This is a genomic window from Streptomyces sp. NPDC002125, from assembly GCF_053593715.1.
In genome coordinates this window covers 406,450-432,262 of sequence record NZ_JBSFDD010000002.1, presented here as the reverse complement: position 1 = coordinate 432,262, position 25,813 = coordinate 406,450, and the positions used below count along the sequence as shown (strand labels likewise).

Genomic DNA, 25,813 nt, shown 5'->3' with positions numbered 1-25,813 from the left:
CCGCCCCGGGGAAGGGCGGCGGACGCCTGGGGGCTGCCGGGGTCAGTGGTTGCGGGGGAAGCCGAGGTCGACGCCCGCCGGGGCGTCGGCCGGGTCGGGCCAGCGGGTGGTGACGACCTTGCCCCGGGTGTAGAAGTGCACGCCGTCGTTGCCGTAGATGTGGTGGTCGCCGAAGAGGGAGTCCTTCCAGCCACCGAAGGAGTGGTAGCCGACCGGCACGGGGATCGGGACGTTGACGCCGACCATGCCGGCCTCGATCTCCAGCTGGAAGCGGCGGGCCGCGCCGCCGTCGCGGGTGAAGATCGCGGTGCCGTTGCCGAACGGCGAGGCGTTCATCAGGGCGACGCCGTCCTCGTACGTGTCGACGCGCAGGACGCAGAGGACCGGGCCGAAGATCTCGTCGCGGTAGGCGTCGGAGTCCGTGGAGACGTTGTCCAGGAGGGACAGGCCGATCCAGTGGCCGTCCTCGAAGCCCTCGACCGTGTGGCCGGTGCCGTCGAGCACGACGTCGGCGCCCTGCGCGGCGGCGCCGGTGACGTAGGAGGCGACCTTGTCGCGGTGGGCCGCGGTGATCAGCGGGCCCATCTCGGAGGTGGGGTCCGTGCCGGGGCCGATCTTGATCTTCTCGGCACGCTCGCGGATCTTCGCGACCAGCTCGTCCGCTACGGAACGCACGGCGACGACCGCGGAGATGGCCATGCATCGCTCACCGGCGGAGCCGTACGCGGCCGAGACCGCGGCGTCGGCGGCGGCGTCCAGGTCGGCGTCCGGGAGGACCAGCATGTGGTTCTTCGCGCCGCCGAGCGCCTGGACCCGCTTGCCGTTGGCCGAGGCCGTGGCGTGGATGTGGCGGGCGATCGGGGTGGAGCCGACGAAGGAGACGGCGGCCACGTCGGGGTGGGCCAGGAGCCCGTCCACCGCGACCTTGTCCCCGTGCAGGACGTTCAGCACGCCGTCGGGCAGTCCGGCCTCGGCGGCCAGCTCGGCGAGCAGGTTGGCGGCCGACGGGTCCTTCTCGCTGGGCTTGAGGACGAAGGTGTTCCCGCACGCGACGGCCAGCGGGAACATCCACATCGGCACCATGGCCGGGAAGTTGAACGGCGTGATCCCCGCGACGACGCCGAGCGGCTGGCGGATCGAGGAGACGTCGACCCGGCTGGACACCTCGGTCGACAGCTCGCCCTTGAGCTGGGTGGTGATGCCGCAGGCCAGCTCGACGATCTCCAGGCCGCGGGCGACCTCGCCCAGCGCGTCGGAGTGCACCTTGCCGTGCTCGGCGGTGATCAGGGCGGCGATCTCGTCGCGGTGGGCGTCCAGCAGGGCGCGGTAACGGAAGAGGACGGCGGTGCGGGCGGAGAGCGAGGAGGTGCCCCAGGTCTCGTAGGCCGTTCTCGCGGCGGCCACCGCGGCGTCGACCTCCTCGGTGGAGGCCAGCGCGACCTGGGTCGTGACGGCACCGGTCGCCGGGTCGGTGACCGGACCGTAGTTGCCCGACGTGCCCTCGACGGTCTTGCCACCGATCCAGTGGTTGACGGTCTTCATGACAGTGCTCCTTCACAGGTGGCGGCGTCGGGCTGCGATCTGCCGGTCGTACTCTTTCCTGGCCTCGACCGCCGACGGGCGGGTCGCGGTTTCGGCTACGGGAACATCCCACCACGCCTGTGCCGGAGGAGGCCCCGACACTGTGTCTGCCGTTTCGGTCTCGACGTAGACACAAGTGGGACGGTCGGCGGCGCGCGCCTCGGCGAGGGCCCGGCGCAGCTCCCCCACCGACCCGGCGCGCAGCACCCGCATGCCGAGGGATGCGGCGTTGGCCGCGAGGTCGACGGGCAGCGGGGCGCCGGTGAACGCCCCTTCCGGGGTGCGGTGGCGGTAGGCGGTGCCGAAGCGCTCGCCGCCGACGGATTCGGAGAGGCCGCCGATGGACGCGTAACCGTGGTTCTGCAGGATGACGAGCTTGACGGGCAGGCCCTCCTGCACGGCGGTGACGATCTCGGTCGGGTTCATCAGATACGTGCCGTCGCCCACCAGTGCCCATACGGGCCGGCCGGGTGCGGCGAGCTGCACGCCGAGGGCTGCGGGGATCTCGTATCCCATGCAGGAGTAGCCGTATTCGACGTGGTACTGGCGCGGGGAGCGGGCCCGCCAGAGCTTGTGGAGGTCGCCGGGGAGGGAGCCCGCCGCGTTGATCAGGATGTCGTCCTCGGTGACCAGCTCGTCGAGCAGCCCGAGGACCTGGGCCTGGGTCGGACGGGCTTCCTGGTCCGCGGTGGCGAAGGCGGCGTCGACGCGCCGCTCCCAGCGGTCCTTGGCGTCGGTGTACTCGCTCTCGTAGGCGGGGTCGACACGGTGTCCCCGGGCGTCGAGGGCCGCGCCGAGCGCTTCGAGTGCCGTGCGGGCGTCGGCGACGAGGGGCTGCGCGGCGAGCTTGTGGGCGTCGAACCCGGTGATGTTGAGGTTGAGGAAGCGGACCGCCGGGTCGGCGAAGAGGGTGCCGGAGGCCGTGGTGAAGTCGGTGTAGCGGGTGCCGATGCCGATCACGAGGTCGGCCTCGCGGGCGAGCGCGTCGGCGGTGGCGGTGCCGGTGTGGCCGATGCCCCCGACGTCGGCGGGGTGGTCGTGGCGCAGGGAGCCCTTGCCGGCCTGGGTGGAGGCGACGGGAATCCGGGTCGAGGCGGCGAACGCGGCGAGGGTCTCCTCGGCCGCGCTGTGGTGGACGCCGCCGCCCGCGACGATCAGCGGGCGCCGCGCGGCGCGCACGGCCCGTACGGCCTCGTCCAGTTCGTACGGATCGGGCGCCGGCCTGCGTACGTGCCAGACGCGCGGCGCGAAGAACTCCGCCGGCCAGTCGTACGCCTCGGCCTGCACATCCTGCGGCAGGGCGAGCGTGACGGCACCCGTGGCGGACGGGTCGGCGAGGGTGCGCGCGGCCTGGAGGGCGGCCGGGATCAGGGCCTCGGGGCGGCTGATCCGGTCGAAGTAGCGGGAGACGGGGCGCAGGCAGTCGTTGACCGACACGTCGCCCGTGTGCGGCACTTCGAGCTGCTGGAGCACCGGGTCGGCGGGGCGCCCGGCGAAGGTGTCGCCGGGCAGGAGCAGCACCGGGAGGTGGTTGACGGTGGCGAGGGCGGCGCCGGTGACGAGGTTGGTCGCGCCGGGGCCGATGGACGTGGTGACGGCGTGCGCGGAGAGCCTTCCGGACTGGCGGGCGTATCCGACGGCGGCGTGCACCATGGCCTGTTCGCTGCGCCCCTGGAGGTAGGGCATGGCGGGTCCGGCCTCGACGAGCGCCTGGCCGATGCCCGCGACGTTGCCGTGGCCGAAGATGCCCCAGGTGGCGCCGATGAGGCGCTGCCGCCTGCCGTCGCGCTCGGTGTACTGACGGGCGAGGAAGGCGATCAGGGCCTGGGCGGTGGTCAGCCTGCGGGTGGTCGCCGGCTCGGTGGTCACCTGGCGGCCTCCGTGTCATGGAGCGGGAGCCGGGGGTCCACGGGCTGGTCGGGCCAGGTGTCGCGGATCCAGGTGTGGTCGGGATGGTCGCGGATCAGCCACTCGCGCTGCTCGCCCGGTCCGGCCATCACGTTCAGGTAGTACAGGGTGCGGCCGGGCGGGGCGATGGACGGGCCGTGCCAGCCGTCGGGGATCAGGACGGCGTCACCGGTGGCGACTTCGGCGAGGACGTCCGTGCCGCCGGGGCGGGACGGGGACACCCGGTGGTAGCCGAGGCCGTCGCCCTCGACCTCGAAGTAGTAGATCTCCTCCAGCACGGACTCCTCGCCGGGGTGGTGCTCGTCGTGCTTGTGCGGCGGATAGGAGGACCAGTTCCCGCCGGGGGTGAGGACCTCGACCGCGATGAGCCGGTCGCAGTCGAAGGTGTCGGCCGCGGCGAAGTTGTTCACCTGGCGCGAGCAGGTGCCCGCGCCGCGGAACTCGACCGGTACCTCCGGCGCGGGGCCGTAGCGAGCGGGGAGTCGTCGCTCGCACTTCGCTCCTGCCAGGGCGAAGCGGCCTCCTGCGCCGGAGGCGATCTGGGCGCGGGCGTCGCGTGGGACGTAGGCGAAGTCGGTCGCTGCGCTGAACACGTTCTTCCTGCCCAGCAGTTCAAAGATCTCACCTGCCGTGCGCACCGTACAGGCGCCGGACAACGGGAGGACGATCCATTCGCTCTCCCCGGTGACGAGGGTGTGAACACCACCGGGCGCGAGCTCCAGCACGCGCAGGCTCGAACGCTCCCAGCCGGCCCGCTCCGGGTCGACGTCGAGGGCGTAGGGGCCGCGCGCCGCGTGACCCGCACGCACGTGGTGGCTCTGCTGCTCGTCGGTCGTCGTCATGACTCCATCCCTACCCGTCGTCCGGCTCGTTCACAGAAGTCCTACGGCCGTGTCGACCGCGCCCGCCACGTCCCCGTCGGCGGGGTAGAGCAGCGAGCGCCCGACCACCAGCCCCTGCACGGTCGGCAGGCGCAGCGCGCCGCGCCATCGCTCGTACGCCTCGTCCGGATCACCCGTCACCTCACCGCCGAGCAGGACGGCGGGGAGGGTCGAGGTCCGCATCACCCGGTCCATGTCGCCGGGATTCTCAGTGACGGGGACCTTGAGCCATGTGTACGCGGAGGTGCCGCCCAGCCCGGACGCGATGGCGATGGAGGTGGTGACGGCGGCGGCGCCGAGGTCGGTGCTCAGTCCCTCGGGGGTGCGGTGGCAGAGGAACGGCTCGATGAAGACGGGCAGCCGGTGGGCCGCCATCTCGTCCACGGCGCGGGCAGCGGTGTGCAGGGTGTCCAGGGAGCCGGGGTCGTCGTGGTCGATCCTCAGCAGGAGCTTGCCCGCGTCGAAGCCGTGGCGGGCGAGGTCGGCGGGGCGGTGGCCGGTGAAGCGGTCGTCGAGCTCGAAGGCGGCCCCCGCGAGCCCGCCCCGGTTCATGGAACCGAGGACGACCCTGTCGTCGAGGGCGCCGAGGAGCAGCAGGTCCTCCAGGACGTCGGCGCCCGCGAGCACACCGTCGACCCCGGGGCGGGAGAGGGCGAGGCAGAGGCGTTCCAGCAGGTCGAAGCGGTCGGCCATGGCCAGGTCGTCGTCCCCGACGGCGAGGGCGCCACGGGCCGGATGGTCCGCGGCGATGATCATCAGGCGCCCGGTGGGGCCGACGAGAGGTCGTCTGCGGCGGACCGCGGCGGCCTCGGCGACGGCCTCGGGGTGCTGTGCGCGGAGCCGGACAAGATCGCCGACGCCTGCCGCGGCGGGCGAGGTCACGGGGCGGCCCCCGTGCCGGTGGCCCCGGGGGTGCCGACGGCCCCCGTGCCGGTGGCCCCGGGGGTGCCGGCCGTCCTTCCGGACGGCTCGGCTTCGGCCTCACCGTCCGCCCCTCCCACCGCGCCTTCGGAGAGCGCCCGTTCGACCTCGTGGGGGAACGGCATCGCGGACGAACAGGCCAGCCGGGAGGCGACGATGGCACCCGCCGCGTTGGCGTAGCGCATGACGCGTTCCGTGTCCCAGCCCGCGAGGAGCCCGTGGCAGAGGGCGCCTCCGAAGGCGTCGCCCGCACCGAGCCCGTTGACCACGTCGACGGGGAGGGGCGGGATCTCGGCGGTGGTGCCGTCGCGGTGAACGGCCAGGACGCCCGCCGGTCCCTGTTTGACGACGGCGAGTTCGGCCCCGGCGGCGAGCAGGGCGCGGGCGGCGGCGTGCGGTTCGCGTTCCCCGGTGGCGATCTCGCACTCGTCGAGATTGCCCACGGCGACGGTGGCATGGGCGAGCGCCTCGCGGTAACGGGCAGGGGCGGCCGAGCTGTGGTCCCCGCCCTCCCAGAACATGGGGCGCCAGTCGAGGTCGAAGACGGTGACCCGCGCGGGGCCTGCGGTCGCGCCGGGAGCCGCTGCCGCCGAGTACGCCGCCTCGCTGCGGGCCCGGAGCGCGGTGAGGGTCGCGGAGAGGCTGGGTTCGGCGCAGAGGCCGGTGCCCGTCATCCAGAAGACCCGGGCGTCCCGCACCCCGTCCAGGTCGAGTTCCTCCCCGTGGATCTCCAGATCGGGCGCCTTGGGCTGCCGGTAGAAATAGAGGGGGAAGTGGTCGGGCGGGAAAATCTCGCAGAAGGTGACCGGGGTGGGGTACTCCGCCACGGCGCTCACCCACCGGTCGTCCACCCCGAACTCCCCGAGCGCCTGGTGGAGGTAGTCGCCGAAGGCGTCGCGGCCCGTCCGGGTGATCACAGCCGTCCGCCGTCCCAGCCGGGCGGCGGCCACCGCGACGTTGGACGGCGAGCCGCCGAGGAACTTCCCGAAGGTCTCGACCCGGGCCAGCGGTACACCGGTCTGCAGCGGGTAGATGTCCACCCCGATCCGCCCCATGGTGATCACGTCGTACGGCTCAGGCATACGCATCCCTTCGACCCGTCGCTCCGGCGCGGCAGTTCACCCGGGAGCAGGCCACGGCCGGACGGCCGCTCCCAGGTCTAGCCCTCGCCCGGAACCCTGTCAACACTTTGTCCGGACATTCGGACGAACCCTTGACACCCTTTCCGGAGGACTGGAGGGTGGGCGATATGACCTCCTCCGTACCCTCTCCGGCCCGCATCCGCATCGGTTCGGCACCCGATTCGTGGGGAGTGTGGTTCCCCGACGATCCGCAGCAGGTGCCCTGGGACCGATTCCTCGACGAGGTCTCCGAGGCGGGCTACGAGTGGATCGAGCTCGGCCCCTACGGCTATCTGCCGACCGACCCCGCCCGGCTCGCGGAGGAGACCGCCCGCCGTGGCCTCGGCGTCTCCGCCGGCACCGTCTTCACCGGATTGCACCACGGCCCTGAGGTCTGGGACCGGACCTGGGAGCATGTCGCGGACATCGCGGCACTCACCCGGGCGATGGGCGCCGGGCATCTGGTGGTCATCCCGGCGTTCTGGCGGGACGACAAGACGGGTGAGGTGCTGGAGGACCGCACGCTCACCGCCACTCAGTGGCGCGACCTCACCACCCAGACGGAACGGCTGGCCCGCGAGGTGCGGGACCGCTACGGCCTGCGGATCGTGGTGCACCCGCACGCCGACACGCACATCGACGGCGAGGAGAACGTCAACCGGTTCCTCGACGCCACGGACCCCGACCTCGTCTCCCTCTGTCTCGACACCGGCCATTACGCCTACAGCGGCGGGGACAGCGTGAAGCTCATCAGGACCTACGGCGAACGGATCGGCTATCTGCACCTCAAGCAGGTCGACCCGGTGATCCTCGCCGACGTCGTCGCCGAGGGGGTGCCGTTCGGCCCGGCCGTCGCACGCGGCGTGATGTGCGAGCCGCCGGGCGGTGTGCCCGCGCTGGAGCCCGTACTGGACGCGGCGCGCGCCCTGGGCACCGATCTGTTCGCCATCGTCGAGCAGGACATGTATCCCTGCCCGCCCGACAAGCCGCTCCCCATCGCCCGGCGCACCCGCGAGTTCCTCCGGATCTGCGGACCCGCCCGGCCGTCCTCCTGAATCCCTGAGGCCTCTCCCGCCACAGCAGTCACTCTCCTGTCACGTATGTCCGTGTTCCGCAGGGCTTGTGTCACGGGCTCGCGACGCCCCCTGCCCGGCTCCGGGGCGGCTCGTTCACCGGAGCAGAGGTGCACCGAGGTACAGAGAGGTGGCATTCATGACGGACCGAACGCTGTGGTCGTACAAGGACATTGCCGCGCACATCCGGGTCCAGCCGGAGACCATCCGTTCGTACCGCAAGCACGGACTCCTTCCGCCTCCCGACGATGTCCGGAACGGAAAGCCCTACTGGTACGTGGACACCGTCGTCGCCTGGGTGGCGTCCCGCCCCAGCAACCGCGACCGCTGAGGCCACCCGGCCCGCCGGCCGGTTCTCAGGACTCCTTCGTGGGTTCGATGATCGTCACACCCGCCCCGGGCGCCGAGCCCATCGCCGCGAGCGCGGCCGGGGCGGCGTCCAGCGGGATGGTGGAGGTCACCAGCAGATCGGGCCGCAGGGTTCCGCGCAGGACCATGTCCATCATCGGCGGGTAGTCGTGGGCTGCCATGCCGTGGCTGCCGAGGATCTCCAGCTCCAGCGCGATCACCCGTGCCATGGGCACGACCGGCTCCCCGGCCGCCGGGGGCAGCAGGCCGACCTGGACATGACGGCCCTGCCTGCGCAGGCTCCGCACCGACGCGGCGCAGGTGAGGGGGGAGCCCAGAGCGTCCAGCGACAGATGCGCGCCGCCACCGGTCAGTTGGCGTACGGCCTCGTCCGCACCGGAGGGGTGCGCGGAGGCGTCCACGCACTCCGCAGCCCCGAACGCCCGCGCCAGCTCCAGGGCGTGCGGCGAGACGTCCACCGCCACGACCCTGGCCCCGCACGCCACCGCGATCATCACGGCCGAGAGGCCGACCCCGCCGCAGCCGTGCACGGCGACCCACTCCCCGGGCGCCACCCGGCCCTGGCCGGCCACGGCCCGGAACGCGGTGGCGAACCGGCATCCGAGTCCGGCCGCCGTGGCGAACGACAGCCCTTCGGGCACCGCGACCAGATTGACGTCGGCCTGCTCCAGGGCCACGTACTCGGCGAAGGACCCCCAGTGGGTGAAGCCGGGCTGGGTCTGCCGCTCGCAGACCTGCTGGGCACCCGACGCGCAGGCGGGGCACCGGCCGCAGGCGCAGACGAAGGGCACGGTGACCCGGTCGCCGGGGCGCCAGTTGTGGACGCCGGGACCCACCTCCTCGATCACCCCGGCGAGTTCGTGTCCGGGTACGTGCGGGAGGACGATGTCCGGGTCGTGCCCCATCCAGCCGTGCCAGTCGCTCCGGCACAGCCCCGTGGCCCCGACCCGCACCACTACTCCCCCGGCCCGGGGTGCGGGGTCCGGAAGGTCCCGCACCCGGGCCTCCTGCCCGAATTCCTCGAACACCACTGCCCGCATCGGCCCCGCCTCCCTCGGTCCGGCTCTCGCCGTCCGGTCTCCGGATCCGGCGAATCTACGCTCCCGCCGTGATCTTGTCCCGGCCCCGGTCCTCCGCCCCGGACGTCTCCTCGCCGTCCCGGTCGCCCGCCGGGGCGGTCTCCCCCTCGCTCAGTCCGAACCGCTGGTGGAAGGCGCGCAGCGGTGCGGGCGCCCACCAGGTGACCCGGCCCATCAGCTTCATCACGGCCGGCACGAGAAGACTGCGCACCACCATGGCGTCCATCAGCACGGCCAGAGCGATCCCGAGCCCGAGCATCTTGGTGTTGGTCACCCGGGATGTGCCGATGGCGACCATCACCACGGCCAGGATGACCGCGGCGGCCGTGATCAGCCCGCCGGTATGGCGCAGCCCGAACGTCACCGAGTGCTCGTGGTCGCCCGTGCGGTCGTACTCCTCCTTGATCCTGGAGAGCAGGAACACCCCGTAGTCCATGGAGAGGCCGAAGGCCACGCAGAACATCAGCACGGGCAGGGTCGTCTCTATGTCACCCGTGCTGGTGAAGGAGAGGAGCCCGGAGAGATTCCCGTCCTGGAAGACCCAGACCACGGCTCCGAACATCGCGGTCAGGCTGAGGGCGTTGAGGACGACCGCCTGGAGCGGGATGAGGACACTGCCGGTCAGCAGGAAGACCAGAAGCAGCGTCACGACCACGATGATTCCCACCGCCCAGGGCAGCCGGTCCGCTATGGCGTCCTTGGAGTCCACCAGGACGGCCGCGGTGCCGGTCACCGAGGTGTCGAAGGGGGCGCTCTCGGCCCGGAGACCGCGGACCAGGTCCTGGGCGCCCTGGCCGATGGACTCCCCCTCGGGCAGCACGTCGTAGTACGCGAACCCGTCACCCGTGACGGGTCCGTCGACCCGCTCCACCCCGGGCAGCCCGGCGATCCTGTCGCGGAAGTCGGCGTACTGGGCGGGGCTCGCCTTTCCTTCGGCGAGCACTTCGAGGCCGCCGCCCGGGCTCCCGGGGAAGCCGTCCCGTATGTGGTCCTGGACGATGCGGGACTCGGCCGTGGCGGGCAGCTGGCGGTCGTCCGCGGTGCCGAACTTCACCCCCAGGAAAGGGAGCCCCAGGAGCACGAGCCCGACCGTGGTGAGCACGGCGAAGACGGGAGCCCTGCGCATCACGAGCACCGAGAAGCGGGCCCACCCCTTGCCCGAGCCCCCGGCCGCGCCGGACGCCTTCCTCCGGCGGAGCAGCAGCTTGCGCAGGTCCAGGGAGTTGACCCGCGGCCCGAGCAGCATCAGAGCGGCCGGCAGCAGGATCAGGGCCGCCGCCGCGGCGAGGAGCACCACGGCGATACCCGCATAGGCGAAGGAGCGCAGGAAGTACTGCGGGAAGACCAGCATCGCGGCCAGCGACACCGCCACCGTCAGCGCGGAGAAGAGCACCGTGCGCCCCGCCGTACGCAGCGTGGTGCCGATCGCCACCCGGGTGTCCGCCCCGGCGGCCAGCTCCTCACGGAACCGGCGCACGATGAACAGGGCGTAGTCGATGGCGAGTCCGAGCCCCAGCGCCGTGGTGAGGTTCTGGGCGAAGACCGACACGTCGGTGAACTCGGTGAGGCCGCGCAGCACGGCGTTGGTGCCGAGGATCGCGACGATCCCGACGCCGAGCGGCAGCAGGGCGGCGACCGCGCTGCCGAAGACGACGACCAGCAGCACCAGCGTCACGGGAAGAGCGATGAGCTCGGCCCGCAGAAGGTCTTCCTGGATGGTGGTCTGCATCTCGTGCCGCACGGCGAGGGGCCCGCCGACGGAGACCTCCACCGGGCCTTGCCGACCCGTGTAGGCCGGAGCTATCCGGTCGAGGATCTCCCCCGCGGCCTTCTCGTCGCCCGCTATCCGGGCGGCCACGATCGCCTCGTGTCCGTCTTCGGAGCGCAGCGCGGGGGACTTCGTCCGCCAGTACGAGCCGACGCCCCCGACCCCCGGCTCGGCGGAGAGCCGCTCGGTGAGCCGGGCGGCCTCGGCGGCCACCGCCGGATCGTCCACGGAGGCACTGCCGCCGTCGACGAGCAGGATCAGATCGGGCTGCGAGCCGGGGAACTCCCGCTCCAGCACCTGGGTCGCGTAGGTCGACTCGGCGTCGGGGGCCTCCCAGCCGCCGCTGCTCATCCGGTCGGCCACTCCGCTGCCCGCGAACACGGCGAGTGCCGTGATCACCAGTGCTGCCAGCAGGGCGAACCGTGGGCGGGCGGTGACGAAGCGCGTCCAGCCCCCTGCCTTCTCCGGGCCGTTGACTTCGGACATGGTGCGGTGTCCCCTTCACCGGGACCCGGGCAGCACAGGGCGGCATGGGTCAGTCATTGCCACGTACACTGGCAAACACGAGTCCTCGCTCGCGTTTGTTCAGAATGCGAGTGACCACTCGCGTTTGTCAACCGTGTCCCGAGAGCTGGGGAGAACCGTGCCGGAGGCCAGAGCCAGAGAAGCCGCGGACGCCGGGCCGGACCGCCCGCGCCGCCGTCAGGCGCGCGGCGAAGCCCGCATCGCCCAGCTGCTCGACGCCGCCGCCAGCGTCTTCTGCTCCAGCGGCTACTACGGCGCGAGCACCAACGCCATCGCCCGCGAGGCCGGCGTCTCGCCGGGCACGCTCTACCAGTTCTTCCCCAACAAGGAAGCCATCGCCGTCGAGCTCGGCGACCAGCTCCTGCACCGCTGGCGGGACACCTACGGCGCCGCGTTCGTCGCCAGCCATCTGGAGCTTCCTCTCGACCGGCTGCTGGACGCGGTCCTCGACCCGCTGATCGCCTTCAACTGCGAGAATCCGGCCTTCGCCGTCCTCACCCACGGCTCCGAGATCCCCGGCGTGATCACCCGGGAGCACGACATCCTGCACGCCACGATGCTCAGCAGGACCGAGGAGCTCCTCGGCGCCTATCTGCCCGAGGTCCCGGCCGACCGGATAACCCGCATCGCGGGCATGTCCTTCGTCCTCTTCAAGGCCGGGCTCGACCTGATCATGTCCCACGAGGGGGCCGAACGGGACGCGTACATCGCGGAGCTGAAGACCGTGATGTACCGCTACCTCCACCCTCTCGTCCACGACACACCCGAGGGGGTCACACCGGAGTCGACCAATACCCCCTAGGGGTATAGTGGCGGATGCGGCGGGCGCGCCGGTCCATCCGGGCGCCCTCCCGTGCCACATCCGCCACATACATGTGTGCCTGCGAAGAGGAGAACGACATGACCGCCGAGACCGACACGCCCCGGGCCGCCGGATCCTGCTGCTCGTCCACCGGTTCCTGCCACGACGGGGCGGCCGACGTGCAGGTGGGCGCCGTCACCGAGGTGTACGAGGTGAAGGGCATGACCTGCGGCCACTGCGAGGGGGCCGTCTCCGAGGAGATCTCGGCCCTCGCGGGCGTCACCTCGGTGAAGGCGGAGGCCGCCGCAGGCCGGGTGACCGTCACCTCCTCCGCGCCGCTGACCGACGAGGCCGTACGCGCCGCCGTCGACGAGGCGGGCTACGAGCTCGTGGGCCGCGTCTGAAACCGGCCGCACCACCCACGCGGCGCCCCGGTCCGCACCACGCGCGCACCCCGGGCCGCCCAGCACCTCCGTCGGGCCGTTCCGTCACCAGGGAAGCAGATACTGGTGGGGAAACGGCCCGACTGCACGACCCAGGAGTCCGCACATATGGCCAGCACCACGGCAGCCGAGGTCCCGGCGGCGGAGACCTCCGAGGCCGAGCTCACGATCGGCGGGATGACCTGCGCCTCGTGCGCGGCCCGTGTCGAGAAGAAGCTCAACCGGATGGACGGGGTCACCGCCACCGTCAACTACGCGACCGAGAAGGCCCGGGTCTCCTACGGGCCCGGCACCGCGCTCGACGACCTCGTGGCCACCGTCGTGAAGACGGGCTACACGGCCAGGCCGGTCCCCCGCCCCGCGGCGGCACCGCAGCCCGCGGCGCCCACGGCCGACGCGCCGCGCCCCGGCGCGTCGGACCAGGACAGCCGAGGCCCGGACACCGGCCCTGGCACCGGCTCCGGCTCCGGCTCCGACGCACAAGCAGGAGCCGGCCGCACCTCCGCCACCGAGACCGTGACCACCGGCGCCACCGACGCCGATGCCAATGCAGGCACGAGCAGAGGCGCAGGCACGAGCGGCGCAGGCGCAGAAGCTGACGCAGAGCAGGACCCCCAGGACGCCGCAGCCGACGCCGGCCTCGCCGCGCTCCGCCAGCGCCTGCTGGTCACGGCGGTACTCGCCGTCCCCGTCGCCCTGATGGCCATGGTCCCCGCCCTCCAGTTCGACAACTGGCAGTGGCTCTCCCTCACCCTCGCCGCCCCCGTCGTCGTCTGGGGCGGCCTGCCCTTCCACCGCGCCGCCTGGACCAATCTGCGGCACGGCGCCGCGACGATGGACACCCTGGTGTCGATCGGCACGCTCGCGGCGTTCGGCTGGTCCCTTTGGGCCCTGTTCCTCGGCGACGCGGGCATGCCGGACATGCGGCACGGCTTCGACGTCCAGGCGTCCCGGTCCGACCCCTCCTCCGCCATCTACCTGGAGGTCGCGGCCGGAGTCACCGGCTTCATCCTGCTGGGCCGCTATCTGGAGGCGCGGTCCAAGCGGAAGGCGGGCGCCGCGCTGCGCGCGCTGCTGCGGCTGGGCGCGAAGGACGTCACGGTCCTGCGCCCGGCATCACCACCGGAGCACGGGACCACCGAGGTACGCCTCCCTGTCGGCCGGCTCCTCGTCGGCGACCGCTTCGTCGTACGGCCCGGCGAGAAGATCCCCACGGACGGCACCGTCGTCGAAGGCGCGTCGGCGGTCGACACCTCGATGCTCACCGGGGAGTCCCTGCCCGTGGACACCGTCCCGGGCGACAGCGTCACCGGCGCCACCCTCAACATGTCGGGGCGGCTGGTCGTCGAGGCCACCCGCGTCGGGGCGGACACCCGGCTGGCCCGGATGTCCCGGCTCGTGGAGGACGCCCAGAGCGGCAAGGCCGCCGCCCAGCGCCTCGCCGACCGGATCTCGGCGGTCTTCGTCCCCGTGGTCCTGCTGATCGCGCTGGTGACGCTGGTCGCCCAGCTGCTGGCCACCGACGACATCACGGGCTCGTTCACCGCCGCCGTGGCCGTCCTGATCATCGCCTGCCCGTGCGCCCTGGGCCTCGCCACGCCCACCGCCCTCATGGCGGGCACCGGGCGCGGCGCGCAGCTCGGCATCCTCATCAAGGGCCCCGAGGTCCTGGAGACCGCCCGCAGGATCGACACGATCGTCCTCGACAAGACCGGAACGGTCACCACGGGCCGCATGACCCTCGGACGCGTCCGCACCGCGCCCGGCACGGCCGAGGCCGACGTACTCCGTCTCGCGGGCGCCCTGGAGAACGCCTCCGGCCATCCCGTCGCCCGGGCGGTCGCCGCCGGAGCCGCCCTGCGCACGGGGGCTGCGCTCCCCACCCCGGTGGACTTCACGGACGTCCCCGGCCTCGGAGTGCGCGGCACCGTCGAGGGCCACCGCGTGCTGGTGGGCAGGGAGCGACTCCTCGCCGATGCGGGGATCGCCCTCCCCGGGCCCCTGGCCGACGCCCTGGCGGACGCGGCGGGTCAGGGCCGCACGGCGATCGCCGTCGCCTGGGACGGGGCCGCCAGGGCCGTCCTGGAGGTCGCCGACGCGGTGAAGGCGGGCAGCGCGGAGGCCGTCGCGGAGCTGTGCGCGCTGGGCCTCAGGCCGATTCTGCTGACCGGCGACAACCGGGCCGTGGCGGACGCCGTGGCCCGCGCGGTCGGGATCGACGAGGTGTACGCGGAGGTCCTGCCGGAGGAGAAGGTGGAGGCCGTACGGCGCCTCCAGGCCGAGGGCAGGTCCGTCGCCATGGCCGGTGACGGGGTCAACGACGCCGCGGCCCTGGCCGTCGCGGATCTGGGTCTGTCGATGGGCACCGGGACGGACGCGGCGATCGAAGCGGGCGACCTCACGCTCGTTCGTGGAGATCTCAAGGTGGCCGCTGACGCCATCCGTCTGTCGAGGCGTACTCTGTCGACCATCAGAAGCAACCTCTTCTGGGCCTTCGGCTACAACGTGGCCGCACTGCCTCTGGCTGCGTTCGGGCTGCTCAGCCCCATGATCGCGGGTGCGGCGATGGCGTTCTCGTCGGTCTTCGTGGTGAGCAACAGCCTGAGGTTGCGCTCCTTCACATAATTTCTACAAAGAGACTTAGATCACACCGATTTGAGGGTAACCATCTGATGAGTTGGTGAGTCTAAGAGTGCGATGCCAAGGATGTCTTGGGGGACGTCCGATGGAGTGTCTTGGGGGACGCTCCTGGCAAGCGTTGGCCGGGGCACGTGCCCGGGGAGCTTTGAGCGGCCCTCCCGTACGTACGTACCCCGGCAGTCGCACAGCAGGACCGAACTGAATAGGCACCACCGAAAAACAACGGGAGTTCAGGCTCCCTGCAGACGCCCGGCCGGATCCCGTGGGGGGAATCCGCTCCGGGATATGGGAAGCGCCCTGTCCGTCGACCCGTGGGGGGATCGGCGGCGGGGCGTTTCTCGCACCCGGCGAAGCATCACGGCCCAGCGCTTACGGACCCGGCGCGCACGGCCCAGCCCTCGGGCGCGGCACCACGGCTCCGCCGAAGAAGCCCCCGGACGAGGCCCCCGGAACACGCCACCGAGCCCAACTCCCGAACGCCGAATCGCCCCGGACACCGCGCTCTGACAGTACGAGCGCGGTACGCGGGGCGAAGGATGCCGGCCGGAGCGGCCGGGGAGGAGCAGCGGTCCTGAGGGCGTCAGCGGCCCTCGACCGGGACGAAGTCGCGCAGGACCTCGCCGGTGTAGATCTGGCGCGGGCGGCCGATGCGGGATCCCGGCTCCTTGATCATCTCGTGCCACTGGGCGATCCAGCCGGGGAGGCGGCCGAGCGCGAAGAGCACGGTGAACATCTCGGTCGGGAAGCCCATGGCGCGGTAGATCAGGCCCGTGTAGAAGTCCACGTTGGGGTAGAGGTTGCGCGAGACGAAGTACTCGTCGCTGAGCGCGTGCTCCTCCAGCTTGAGCGCGATGTCGAGCAGCTCGTCGGACTTGCCGAGCGACGACAGCACGTCGTGGGCGGCGGCCTTGATGATCTTGGCGCGCGGGTCGAAGGACTTGTACACCCGGTGGCCGAAGCCCATCAGGCGGACGCCGTCCTCCTTGTTCTTGACCTTCTGGATGAAGGAGTCGACGTCGCCGCCGTTGGCCTGGATGCCTTCCAGCATCTCCAGCACCGACTGGTTGGCGCCGCCGTGCAGCGGGCCCCAGAGCGCCGAGATGCCGGCGGAGATCGAGGCGAACATGTTCGCCTGCGAGGAGCCGACCAGACGCACGGTGGAGGTCGAACAGTTCTGCTCGTGGTCCGCGTGCAGGATGAGCAGCTTCTCCAGCGCGGAGACGACGACCGGGTCCGGCACGTACTCCTGGGCCGGGACGGAGAAGGTCATGCGCAGGAAGTTCTCGACGTAGCCGAGGTCGTTGCGCGGGTAGACGAACGGGTGACCGATCGACTTCTTGTACGCGTACGCCGCGATCGTCGGGAGCTTGGCCAGCAGCCGGATCGTCGAGAGGTGGCGCTGCTCCTCGTCGAACGGGTTGTGGCTGTCCTGGTAGAACGTGGACAGGGCGCTGACGACCGAGGACAGCATGGCCATCGGGTGGGCGTCGCGCGGGAAGCCGTCGAAGAAGCGCTTGACGTCCTCGTGCAGCAGCGTGTGCTGGGTGATCTCGTTCTTGAAGGCCGACAGCTCGTCGACCTTGGGAAGGTCACCGTTGATCAGCGTGTAGGCGACCTCGAGGAACGTCGAGCTCTCGGCGAGCTGCTCGATCGGGTATCCGCGGTAGCGCAGGATGCCCTGCTCGCCGTCGAGGTAGGTGATGGCGGATTTATAGGCGGCTGTGTTGCCGTATCCGCTGTCCAGCGTGACCAGGCCCGTGTTGGCCCGGAGCTTCCCGATGTCGAAGCCCTTGTCGCCGACGGTGCTGTCGATCACCGGGTAGGTGTACTCGTCATCGCCGTACCGCAGTACTACAGCGTTGTTCGTGTGCTCGCTCACGTCATCCCTCACCGACGTAGTGCCTCTTCTTCGAGGTGCCCTGACTGTCTCCACCCTCCCCCATTTGGCGCAGGAGAGTGCACTCGGGGTCGTCCATTGGACCTACCGGCGGCACTGAGTGCCGCTAACTTGCACATCCTGCCCCCTCCCCAGCGGTTCCGGAAGAGCACAGTGATGTTTCCCACCGTTTTGATCGATCATTTTTCCGTGAAGCTTTCCGGAGGCCCGCCACGGAGTCTGAAATCCAGTCCCGTACAGCGTCTGCCTGCGGAAACGGTACGCACCGCCTGGCCGATCGCCTTGCGCGAACCGACCAGCACGACGAGCTTCTTGGCGCGGGTGACGGCGGTGTACAGGAGGTTGCGCTGCAACATCATCCAGGCGCTGGTCGTGACGGGGATGACGACCGCCGGATACTCGCTGCCCTGGGAGCGGTGGATGGTCATCGCGTAGGCGTGGGCGAGCTCGTCCAGTTCGTCGAAGTCGTACACGATCTCCTCGTCCTCGTCGGTGAGGACCGTCAGCTTCTGCTCGTCCGTGTCGAGCGCGGTGACGACGCCGACCGTGCCGTTGAAGACGCCGTTCTCCCCCTTCTCGTAGTTGTTCCGGATCTGGGTGACCTTGTCGCCGACGCGGAAGACCCGACCGCCGAAGCGCTTCTCGGGCAGGCCGGGGCGGCCCGGGGTGATCGCCTGCTGGAGCAGTCCGTTGAGGTGGCCGGCGCCCGCCGGGCCCCGGTGCATCGGGGCGAGAACCTGCACGTCACGGCGGGGATTCAGGCCGAACTTGGCCGGGATGCGCCGGGCCGCGACATCCACGGCGAGCACTCCGGCGTCCTCCGTCTCGTCCTCCACGAAGAGGAAGAAGTCGCTGAGCCCCTGGGTGAGCGGCGGCACCCCGGAGTTGATGCGGTGGGCGTTGGTGACGACACCCGACTTCTGGGCCTGGCGGAAGATCGTGGTCAGCCGCACCGCCGGGACCGGGCCGCCCTCGGCGAGGAGGTCCCGCAGCACCTCCCCCGCGCCGACCGAGGGCAGCTGGTCCACATCCCCCACCAGAAGGAGGTGGGCACCGGGTGCCACCGCCTTGATCAGCTTGTTGGCGAGCAGCAGATCGAGCATCGACGCCTCGTCCACGACGACGAGGTCGGCGTCCAGCGGACGGTCGCGGTCGTACGCGGCGTCACCGCCGGGCTTCAGCTCCAACAGCCGGTGCACGGTGGAGGCCTCGGCGCCGGTCAGCTCCGAGAGCCGCTTCGCGGCACGCCCCGTGGGCGCGGCCAGCACGACCTTGGCACCGCGTGCACGGGCCAGCTCGACCACGGAGCGGACCGTGAACGACTTCCCGCAGCCGGGGCCGCCGGTCAGCACGGCGACCTTCCGGGTGAGCGCGAGACGCACGGCCGCCTCCTGCTCGGGGGCGAGCGTCGCCCCCGTACGCCGCGCGAGCCAGGCCAGCGCCTTGTCCCAGTCGACGTCCTGGAAGGCCGGCATACGGTCCTCCGGGGTCCGCAGCAGACGCTGCACCTGGGCGGCCAGGGAGATCTCCGCGCGGTGGAAGGGGACGAGATACACGGCGGTGACCGGCTGCCCGTCCTCGGGCCCGGGCACCTTCTCCCGTACGACGCCCTCCGGGTCCTCGGCGAGCTCGGCCAGGCAGTCGATGACGAGCCCGGTGTCGACCTGGAGCAGCTTCACCCCGTCGGCGATCAGCCGCTCCTCGGGGAGGAAGCAGTGCCCCTGGTCGGTGGACTGCGACAGGGCGTACTGGAGGCCGGCCTTGACCCGCTCGGGGCTGTCGTGCGGGATGCCGACGGCCTGGGCGATGCGGTCGGCGGTGAGGAAGCCGATGCCCCAGACGTCCGCGGCCAGCCGGTAGGGCTGGTTCTTCACGACGGAGATCGAGGCGTCCTCGTACTTCTTGTAGATGCGGACGGCGATGGAGGTCGAGACGCCGACGGTCTGGAGGAAGACCATGACCTCCTTGATCGCCTTCTGCTCCTCCCAGGCGGCGGCGATCATCTTCGTCCGCTTCGGCCCCAGCCCCGGCACCTCCACGAGCCGCTTGGGCTGCTGCTCGATGATGTCCAGGGTGTCCACACCGAAGTGGGTCGTGATGCGGTCGGCCATGACCGGTCCGATGCCCTTGATCAGGCCGGAGCCGAGATAGCGGCGGATGCCCTGGATGGTGGCGGGGAGGACCGTCGTGTAGTTGTCGACATGGAACTGCTTGCCGAACTGCGGGTGCGAGGCCCAACGCCCCTCCATCCGCAGGGACTCGCCCGGCTGCGCACCGAGCAGCGAGCCGACGACGGTGAGCAGGTCGCCGGCTCCGCGGCCGGTGTCGACACGGGCGACGGTGTATCCGTTCTCCTCGTTGGCGTAGGTGATTCGCTCCAGGACGCCTTCGAGCACGGCGGTGTGGGACATGTGCCGACCGTATCCGCTGCCTCCGACAGCCCGCCCGGGCCCCGGGGAACTCCCCGCGCGGGGCCCGGGAAGGAGCCGGGACCGGATCGGGAACGGCGGGATCCATGGTGTTCCCCAGACCGAGTCACCCGACCCGAGAGGGCAGCACAGTGATCTCCACCCTTGCTCCGCCGCAACCGGCGGACGTGTACGCCGGCCTCCGGACCGGTCTCGACCAGCTGAAGGCGGAAGGCCTCTACCGAGACTTCGTCGCCTGCTCCTACCTGGCGCAGGACCGGGGGCACGCGCTGCACCAGGGACGTCGCATCCAGGTGTGGTGCACCAACGACTACCTGGGCATGAGCCAGCACCCGGACGTGATGCAGGCCCAGATCGCCTCCACCCTGCGGCACGGCACCGGCAACGGCGGCTCCCGCAACATCGCGGGGACCAGCGAGGCGCACGTGGAGCTCGAGTCGCTGCTCGCCGCGTGGCACGGCAAGGAGCGGGCGCTGGTCTTCACCAGCGGCTACGTCGCGAACGTCGAGACCCTGACCACCCTGCTGCGGGCCGAGCCGGAGACCATGGTCTTCTCGGACGCGCTCAACCACCGCTCGCTGATCGAAGGGGTGCGGACCTCGGGCAACGCCAAGTACATCTTCGCCCACAACGACCTCATGGACCTCGAACTCGCTCTGGCCGCACAGCCCTTGGACCGCCCGAAGCTGATCGTCTTCGAGTCGGTGTACTCGATGGACGGCGACATCGCGCCCATCCGCGAGATCTGCGACCTGGCGGAGCGCTTCAACGCGCAGACCTACCTGGACGAGACCCACGCGATCGGCGTCTCCGGGCCGACCGGGGCCGGCGTCTGCGAGGCGATCGGAGAGACCCGGGCGACGTTCGTCCAGGGTGTGTTCGGGAAGGCCGTCGGCAGCACCGGCGGTTACGTGGCCGGTCCCGACGTCCCGCTGGACTACGTGCGCTCCCACGCCCCGGGGTTCATCTTCACCACGACCATCCCCCGGGCGTCGCTGGACGCCGTCCTGGCGAGCCTCTCCGTGATCCGCGGCCCCGAGGGCGTCACCATGCGGGCCGAACTGGACGCCAACGCCCGCCTGATGCGCCGCAGACTCAGCGAGGCGGGCATCACCTTCGTCCCCGCGCCCACCCATCTCGTCCCGGTCCTGGTGCCGGGCGGCGACCGGGTGAAGCGCATCTCCCGCCGGCTGCTCGACGAGTTCTCCGTCTACGTACAGCCCATCAACTTCCCGTCGGTGCCGAAGGGCGGCGAGCGCTTCCGCGTGACCGTCGCCCCGTTCCGCACGGAGGAGCAGATCGACACGTTCGTCCGGGCGCTCGCGCGGTGCCTGGCAGACGACCCCAGCTGAAACGGCTTTTCCTTCCCTATCGAGGAGACGACACGACCATGACCATGACCGAGACCGAGAGCGCCGTCCGGATCGCCGACCTCACGCCCTTCATCGGGGCGGAGATGACCGGGGTCACGTACGAGGACCTCCAGGACCCCGTGCTCTGGGACCGCGTGACCACACTGCTGCACGAGCGGGAACTGGTCGTCATCCGCTCCCTGGACATCACCCCGGAGCAGCAGATCGAGCTGGCGAGCCGCATCGGCCGGCCGAAGCCGTTCCTGATGGCGAAGTACCGCCACCCGGACCACGAGGAGATCATGATCTCCTCGAACGCCAAGAAGAACAACATGGCGATCGGTGTCGCCCGTGTCGGCAACTTCTGGCACCAGGACTCCACCTACCAGCAGGACGCGCCGCCGTACACGATGCTGCACGGCGTCGACGTCCCGGGCGCCAGCGGCCACACCCTCTACGCCAACGCGGCCGACGTCTACGACCGTCTGCCCCAGGAGTGGAAGGAGAAGGTCGAGGGCCGCACCGCGGTGCACACCGTCTCGAAGCGCCAGCGGATCTCCTCCGAGCACGCGGGCCTGTCCATCGCGGAGTTCAAGGCGCTCGTCGAGGAGCAGCACCCGCCGGTCGAGCACCCGCTGATCAAGACGGACCCCACCACCGGCCGCCGTTACGTCTACGGCGCCCCGGAGTACATGGAGCGGGTCATCGGCTTCGACGCCAACGAGAACGAGGAGTTCTTCGCGCTGCTCGACCGGCTGATCCAGGACCCCGAGCGGGTGTACGAGCACCGGTGGACCCCGCGCGACCTGGTGGTCTGGAAGTGCGAGCTCACCTATCACGCGGCCACCGCGGTGGAGCCCGGCGTCGACCGCACCGTGCACCGCGTGAGCATCGAGGCGAGGGATTCGTGGGCGGCATAGTCGACTTCGACGTGTGCTTCCCGTCCGCGACGGCGGACATCCGGGACATGCATCTGGTCTCGGGTGTGCCCGTCGCGGACCTCGCGGCCATCACCCACACCGAGTCGTTCCCGGTCCTGGCGGAGGGTGAGGAGGCCTCGGGGCTCGCCCGGAGGGCCGCCTCGCGGCTGCTGGACCGGCTCGGCACCGACCGGTCGGCCATCCGGGAGGTGATCTACGCGGGCTCCGGTGAGTGGGACCTCCCGTTCTGGTCTCCGGCCGCGCGGGTGGCCGACGAACTCGGCATCAGGAACGCGCACTGCTACGAGATCGGGAACTTCTGCAACGCGGGCCTGACGGCCATCCGGCTCGCGGCGGACTCGTCCCGGCCGGGCGCGTACGCGCTGGTCCTCCTCGGGGACCGGCTGAGCAGGATGGTGGATTACGGTGACCCGGATTCCAAGGCTCTCTTCAATTTCGGTGATGCGGGCGCGGCGGTACTGCTGGCGGATGACGGGTGTGCTTTCCGGGTCCTCCACTCGGCGATGCGCACCGATCCCCACTGGTCCGACTACTACCACGGCGAGTGGCGCGACGGCCGGGTCGTCATCCGGCGGGGCGAGCACCGGCGGGGCCTCGCGACCGCCTACGTGGAGAACTTCACCCGCCTTGTCGGCGAGACGCTGACGGTGACGGGCCGCGAGATCGACGAGATCGCCTGGTTCCTGATCAACCAGGGCGACAAGGGGATGCACGAGCGCCTGCTGAAGACCCTCGGCATCCCCGCGGAACGCAGCGTATTCAACTACGGACGGCTCGGTCACATGGGCGGAGCCGACACCTTGATCGCCCTGGACGACCTCATGACGGAGAAGAAGCTCCGCGAGGGGGACCTGGTCCTGCTGGCCACCAGTGCCATGGGATTCAGCTGGGGCGTCACAGCCTTGGAGTACTCCGGATGAAGATTCTCGTGATCCATCAGGTCCCCTACCGCAAGATCTCCTACCACTTGGGCATCGACCACGACCGGCACGACGTGACGTACATCGGGCGTCCGGCGTCTCTGCGTCAGATCCCCGGCGACCTTCGCTGCTCGCGCATCCCGCTGGGCGAGGACGAGGGCCTGGTCGACGGGGTGACGGCCCGTGTGCAGCCGTCGGACGGCTACGAGAAGGTGCTGTCGCTCTCGGAGTTCGGGATCCTGGAGGCGGTGCACATCCGCCGCCACCTGGGGCTTCCCGGCCCCTCGGCGGCCCGCGTCGAGCTCGTCCGGGACAAGGTGCGGATGAAGGAGGCCCTGGCCGGGTCGGGAATCCGCCACCCGCGCTTCGTGGGCGCGCCCCCCGCCTGCGGGCCGCTTCCGTGGACCGGGAAAACGGTGCTCAAGCCGCGTGCCGGGGCGTCCAGCGAGGGCGTGATGGTGCTCGACACGGCCCGGGAGGCTCTCAGCGCCTACCGCAAGCTGCCCGACCCGGGGAACTACCAGCTCGAGGAGCACATCGAGGGCGACATACTGCATATCGACGGGCTGATGCAGGACGGCAGGTTCCTGGAGCTGGCGACCAGCCGGTACGTCAACAAGCCGGTGGAGTTCGCCGGCGGACTGCCCCTCGGCTCGCACCAGATCGAGCTGACCGAGGCGCACCGCGACCTCGCGCGGGAGGTCGCGATCGCCCTCGGCATCGAGGACGGCTGCGTCCACCTGGAGGCCTTCCACACGGCCTCCGGCGAGCTGGTCTTCCTGGAGGTCGCCAACCGGGTCGGCGGGGCCGGGGTGGTCACCGCGCACGAGCGGCGCTACGGCGTCCACCTCCCGTCGCACGAGATCGCCGTACGCCTGGGGCTGGAGCGTCCGCCGTCGGCGCCGCCCAGCGGCCGCTACCACGGCTGGCTGGCCTTCCCCGGCCACCACCTCCCCGCCGGCACGGCCGAGGTCGTACTCCCCGCGGGTCTCGCCGACCACCCCTGCGTGGACCAGCTGTACGTCCTGCCGTCCGACCGTCCGCTGCCCGGACACATCACGTACCAGGAATGGGAGTGCCCCGTGTTCATCGAGGCTTCGCACACCGACGCCGAGGAGCTGGGACGGTTCCTGCGTGCCTGCGCCGACGGCATCGCCGTCTCCTCCCGGTCCCGCGTCCCCGCCGAGCTGGGGAGCGCGGCATGACACGCCACTACCCGACCGACCTGCTGCTGGCCGTGGGCAGGGTCCAGCGCGACCTGGCCGCCGACGCGGCCTCGCCTGTGGCCCGCCTCCTGAAGGAGGCCGACCTCCTCGAAATCGGCTCCCTCCTCGACGCGGACGCCCTGGCCCAGGCCCTCGACGAGGCGCTGGGCGGTCTGAGCCAGTTCCCCTACCGTCCGCTGACCGACTCCGGGGACGTCTGGGAGCAGACCCCCGTGGGCCACGTCCTCCTCGACGACACCCGGGCCGGCAACACGCTCCGCGGTCTGCTGCTCGCCTGGGCCCTGGGCAACGCGGTGACCGTGCGCACCTCCCGCCCCGGCCTGTGGCACGCCGTGTACGACGTCCTGCGCGAGCCCGGCTTCCCGCTGCCCGCCGCGGCGACGGCGGAGCCCGGTGCGGAGGTGGAGGACGGCGTCCCTGTGGCCGTACCGGACCTGGTGGTGCTCGCCGGGGGTCCGGCTACCGCCTCGGGCGAGCTGTACGCGGGGTCGGAGCGCCCCGGGGTGCCCTCGGTCCGTATCCGGCCCGCGTCCGGGGCTGACGGCCCGCAGGCTCCCGTCGCGGACATCGACTGCCGCTCGCCGTGGTTCCGGGAGCTGTTCACCTCGGTCTACCTGGCGGGCACCTCGCTGGACTCCGCGCGCCACGACGACCCCGACCGGGCGGCCCGGATGGACGCCCGGGTCCGCTACCTCGTCGGGATGGCCCGCCGGACGCCCCACTACCGCGACCTGCCGCAGGTCGACGGGATGGCCGGCCTGGCCGCACTGCCCGTCCTGGAGAAGGCGGCCCTGGAGGCCGGATCGCTGCCGCGCGCCCACGCCATGTCCAGCGGCGACCGTCCGAGCGGCGAGGTGCTGCGCAGCGGGGCCTCCGGCGGGGAGCCGCGGTACATCGTCTACTCGCGGACCGACTGGGAGAACATGGTCCGTGAGGCGATCCCGCTGCTGCGGGCGCTGGGCATCCACAACGGGGACCGGGTCCTCAACGCGCTGGTCGGGGGCGGCCTGTACGGCGGCCTGATGACGACATCGAGCGAGCTGACCCGGATGCAGGTCGAGGCGTTCTCGGCCGGCCAGCAGGTCACCGCCGACCTGATGCTCATGCTGACCCGGGACTTCTCGGTGAACGTGCTGCTGGGCCAGCCCGCGGTGGTCCTGCCCCTGCTCCGCGAGGCCCGTCGCAGGGACCCCGGGCTGCGGCTGGAGAAGGTCGTCTACGGGGGCACCCCGATGACGGAGTCCGACAAGCAGTGGCTGCGCGACGAGCTCGGCACGCGGTCCATCACGAGCATCCTGGCCGCCAACGACGGTGCCCAGATCGGTTACCAGTGCGACCGGCTCGGCGGCACGCTGCACCACGTCAACGACGACTACAACCTCGTCGAGGTCGTCGGCGAGGACGACCGGCCGCTGCCGGACGGGGAGACCGGGCACCTGCTCATCACCTCGATGCAGAAGTTCGAGGGCCCGCTGATCCGCTACCGCATCGGCGACATGGGCCGGGTGCACGTCCGCGACTGCCCCTGCGGGGTGTCCGGACGCGTCCTGGAGTACCTCGGGCGCAGCGACGGCCTGCTGAAGTTCAAGTCGGCGACCGTGCACTACGGCGACATCCTGGCCGCACTGGAGGAGTTCCAGGTGTCCCAGCTCCAGGCGGAGCTGACGACGCGGGAGGGCACCGAGACGCTCGTGCTGCGCACCGAGTCGCGCGACGAGCTGGACCCGGAGGTCCTGCGGGCCTCACTCACCGCGGCCTTCCCCACCCTGAGCGACGCCCACCTCTACGACGACGGGCTGCGGTTGTTCGAGCTCGTGGTCGAGTGCCACCCCGAGGGTGCGCTGGAGCGGAACGCGGTCAGCGGCAAGATCCGGACCGTCATCGACCGCCGGCTGAGCTGACGCGGCACGGTCCTCCCCTCCCGCCCCTCCTCCTCT

At 71.3% G+C, this 25,813-nt stretch carries 19 protein-coding genes; 10 read left to right on the top strand and 9 right to left on the bottom strand.

What is annotated here, in order from left to right:
- Positions 1–42: 42 nt before the first annotated feature.
- Genes ACWCQM_RS05045 through iolC form a run of 5 tightly spaced genes read right to left on the bottom strand, consistent with a single transcriptional unit; the run spans position 43 to position 6,373 of the window.
- Positions 43–1,542, bottom strand: a complete 1,500-nt coding sequence (locus tag ACWCQM_RS05045) for a CoA-acylating methylmalonate-semialdehyde dehydrogenase (protein WP_450913959.1) — start codon at positions 1,540–1,542, stop codon at positions 43–45.
- Between the two features lie 12 nt (positions 1,543–1,554).
- Positions 1,555–3,450, bottom strand: a complete 1,896-nt coding sequence (gene iolD, locus ACWCQM_RS05040) for a 3D-(3,5/4)-trihydroxycyclohexane-1,2-dione acylhydrolase (decyclizing) (protein ID WP_450913958.1) — start codon at positions 3,448–3,450, stop codon at positions 1,555–1,557.
- The gene (gene iolB, locus ACWCQM_RS05035) at positions 3,447–4,331 is read right to left on the bottom strand and encodes a 5-deoxy-glucuronate isomerase (RefSeq protein WP_450913957.1); all 885 of its coding nucleotides are present in this window, start codon (positions 4,329–4,331) and stop codon (positions 3,447–3,449) included. Before iolB ends, iolD begins: the two co-directional genes overlap by 4 nt.
- 30 nt (positions 4,332–4,361) lie before the next feature.
- Positions 4,362–5,252, bottom strand: a complete 891-nt coding sequence (locus ACWCQM_RS05030) for a Cgl0159 family (beta/alpha)8-fold protein (RefSeq protein ID WP_450913956.1) — start codon at positions 5,250–5,252, stop codon at positions 4,362–4,364.
- Positions 5,249–6,373, bottom strand: a complete 1,125-nt coding sequence (iolC, locus tag ACWCQM_RS05025; RefSeq protein WP_450913955.1) for a 5-dehydro-2-deoxygluconokinase — start codon at positions 6,371–6,373, stop codon at positions 5,249–5,251. Before iolC ends, ACWCQM_RS05030 begins: the two co-directional genes overlap by 4 nt.
- Before the next feature lie 167 nt (positions 6,374–6,540).
- Here iolC and ACWCQM_RS05020 point away from each other — a divergent pair, with 167 nt between their 5' ends.
- Positions 6,541–7,467 (top strand): sugar phosphate isomerase/epimerase family protein, encoded by a 927-nt coding sequence (locus ACWCQM_RS05020; protein ID WP_450913954.1) that lies wholly within the window; start codon positions 6,541–6,543, stop codon positions 7,465–7,467.
- A 157-nt stretch (positions 7,468–7,624) separates the two neighbouring features.
- The gene (locus ACWCQM_RS05015; RefSeq protein WP_450913953.1) at positions 7,625–7,816 is read left to right on the top strand and encodes a helix-turn-helix transcriptional regulator; all 192 of its coding nucleotides are present in this window, start codon (positions 7,625–7,627) and stop codon (positions 7,814–7,816) included.
- A gap of 25 nt (positions 7,817–7,841) precedes the next feature.
- On the opposite strand, the gene ACWCQM_RS05010 is transcribed toward ACWCQM_RS05015, so the two are convergent.
- Both ACWCQM_RS05010 and ACWCQM_RS05005 read right to left on the bottom strand, forming a co-directional pair.
- The gene (locus ACWCQM_RS05010) at positions 7,842–8,894 is read right to left on the bottom strand and encodes a zinc-dependent alcohol dehydrogenase family protein (protein ID WP_450913952.1); all 1,053 of its coding nucleotides are present in this window, start codon (positions 8,892–8,894) and stop codon (positions 7,842–7,844) included.
- Positions 8,895–8,949: 55 nt separating this feature from the next.
- A complete protein-coding gene (locus ACWCQM_RS05005) occupies positions 8,950–11,187 on the bottom strand; it encodes an MMPL family transporter (protein WP_450913951.1) in 2,238 nt (745 codons plus the stop codon).
- A 157-nt stretch (positions 11,188–11,344) separates the two neighbouring features.
- Here ACWCQM_RS05005 and ACWCQM_RS05000 point away from each other — a divergent pair, with 157 nt between their 5' ends.
- From ACWCQM_RS05000 to ACWCQM_RS04990, 3 genes are all read left to right on the top strand, one after another.
- Positions 11,345–12,028, top strand: coding sequence for a TetR family transcriptional regulator (locus tag ACWCQM_RS05000; RefSeq protein ID WP_450913950.1), 684 nt, complete (start codon positions 11,345–11,347; stop codon positions 12,026–12,028).
- A 98-nt stretch (positions 12,029–12,126) separates the two neighbouring features.
- The gene (locus tag ACWCQM_RS04995; RefSeq protein ID WP_267075643.1) at positions 12,127–12,432 is read left to right on the top strand and encodes a heavy-metal-associated domain-containing protein; all 306 of its coding nucleotides are present in this window, start codon (positions 12,127–12,129) and stop codon (positions 12,430–12,432) included.
- A 147-nt stretch (positions 12,433–12,579) separates the two neighbouring features.
- Positions 12,580–15,096 carry a heavy metal translocating P-type ATPase gene (locus ACWCQM_RS04990; RefSeq protein WP_450913949.1) on the top strand — a complete coding sequence of 839 codons (2,517 nt, stop codon included), beginning with the start codon at positions 12,580–12,582 and terminating at the stop codon, positions 15,094–15,096.
- Between the two features lie 595 nt (positions 15,097–15,691).
- On the opposite strand, the gene ACWCQM_RS04985 is transcribed toward ACWCQM_RS04990, so the two are convergent.
- The gene (locus tag ACWCQM_RS04985) at positions 15,692–16,990 is read right to left on the bottom strand and encodes a citrate synthase (RefSeq protein ID WP_073746777.1); all 1,299 of its coding nucleotides are present in this window, start codon (positions 16,988–16,990) and stop codon (positions 15,692–15,694) included.
- 197 nt (positions 16,991–17,187) lie between these two features.
- Positions 17,188–19,419 (bottom strand): SF1B family DNA helicase RecD2, encoded by a 2,232-nt coding sequence (gene recD2, locus ACWCQM_RS04980; RefSeq protein ID WP_450913948.1) that lies wholly within the window; start codon positions 19,417–19,419, stop codon positions 17,188–17,190.
- Positions 19,420–19,568: 149 nt separating this feature from the next.
- On the opposite strand from recD2, the gene hemA reads away from it, so the two are divergent.
- From hemA to ACWCQM_RS04955, 5 genes are read left to right on the top strand one after another with little or no spacing between them, the layout of a single operon-like run.
- A complete protein-coding gene (gene hemA, locus ACWCQM_RS04975) occupies positions 19,569–20,789 on the top strand; it encodes a 5-aminolevulinate synthase (RefSeq protein WP_450913947.1) in 1,221 nt (406 codons plus the stop codon).
- Positions 20,790–20,827: 38 nt separating this feature from the next.
- On the top strand, positions 20,828–21,709 hold the full coding sequence (locus tag ACWCQM_RS04970) for a TauD/TfdA dioxygenase family protein (protein ID WP_450913946.1): 882 nt from the start codon (positions 20,828–20,830) through the stop codon (positions 21,707–21,709).
- Positions 21,697–22,650, top strand: a complete 954-nt coding sequence (locus ACWCQM_RS04965; RefSeq protein ID WP_450913945.1) for a 3-oxoacyl-ACP synthase III family protein — start codon at positions 21,697–21,699, stop codon at positions 22,648–22,650. Before ACWCQM_RS04970 ends, ACWCQM_RS04965 begins: the two co-directional genes overlap by 13 nt.
- Positions 22,647–23,855 (top strand): ATP-grasp domain-containing protein, encoded by a 1,209-nt coding sequence (locus ACWCQM_RS04960; protein ID WP_450913944.1) that lies wholly within the window; start codon positions 22,647–22,649, stop codon positions 23,853–23,855. The genes ACWCQM_RS04965 and ACWCQM_RS04960 overlap by 4 nt, the downstream gene beginning before the upstream one ends.
- The gene (locus ACWCQM_RS04955; protein WP_450913943.1) at positions 23,852–25,777 is read left to right on the top strand and encodes a phenylacetate--CoA ligase family protein; all 1,926 of its coding nucleotides are present in this window, start codon (positions 23,852–23,854) and stop codon (positions 25,775–25,777) included. Before ACWCQM_RS04960 ends, ACWCQM_RS04955 begins: the two co-directional genes overlap by 4 nt.
- The last annotated feature ends 36 nt before the right edge of the window (positions 25,778–25,813 follow it).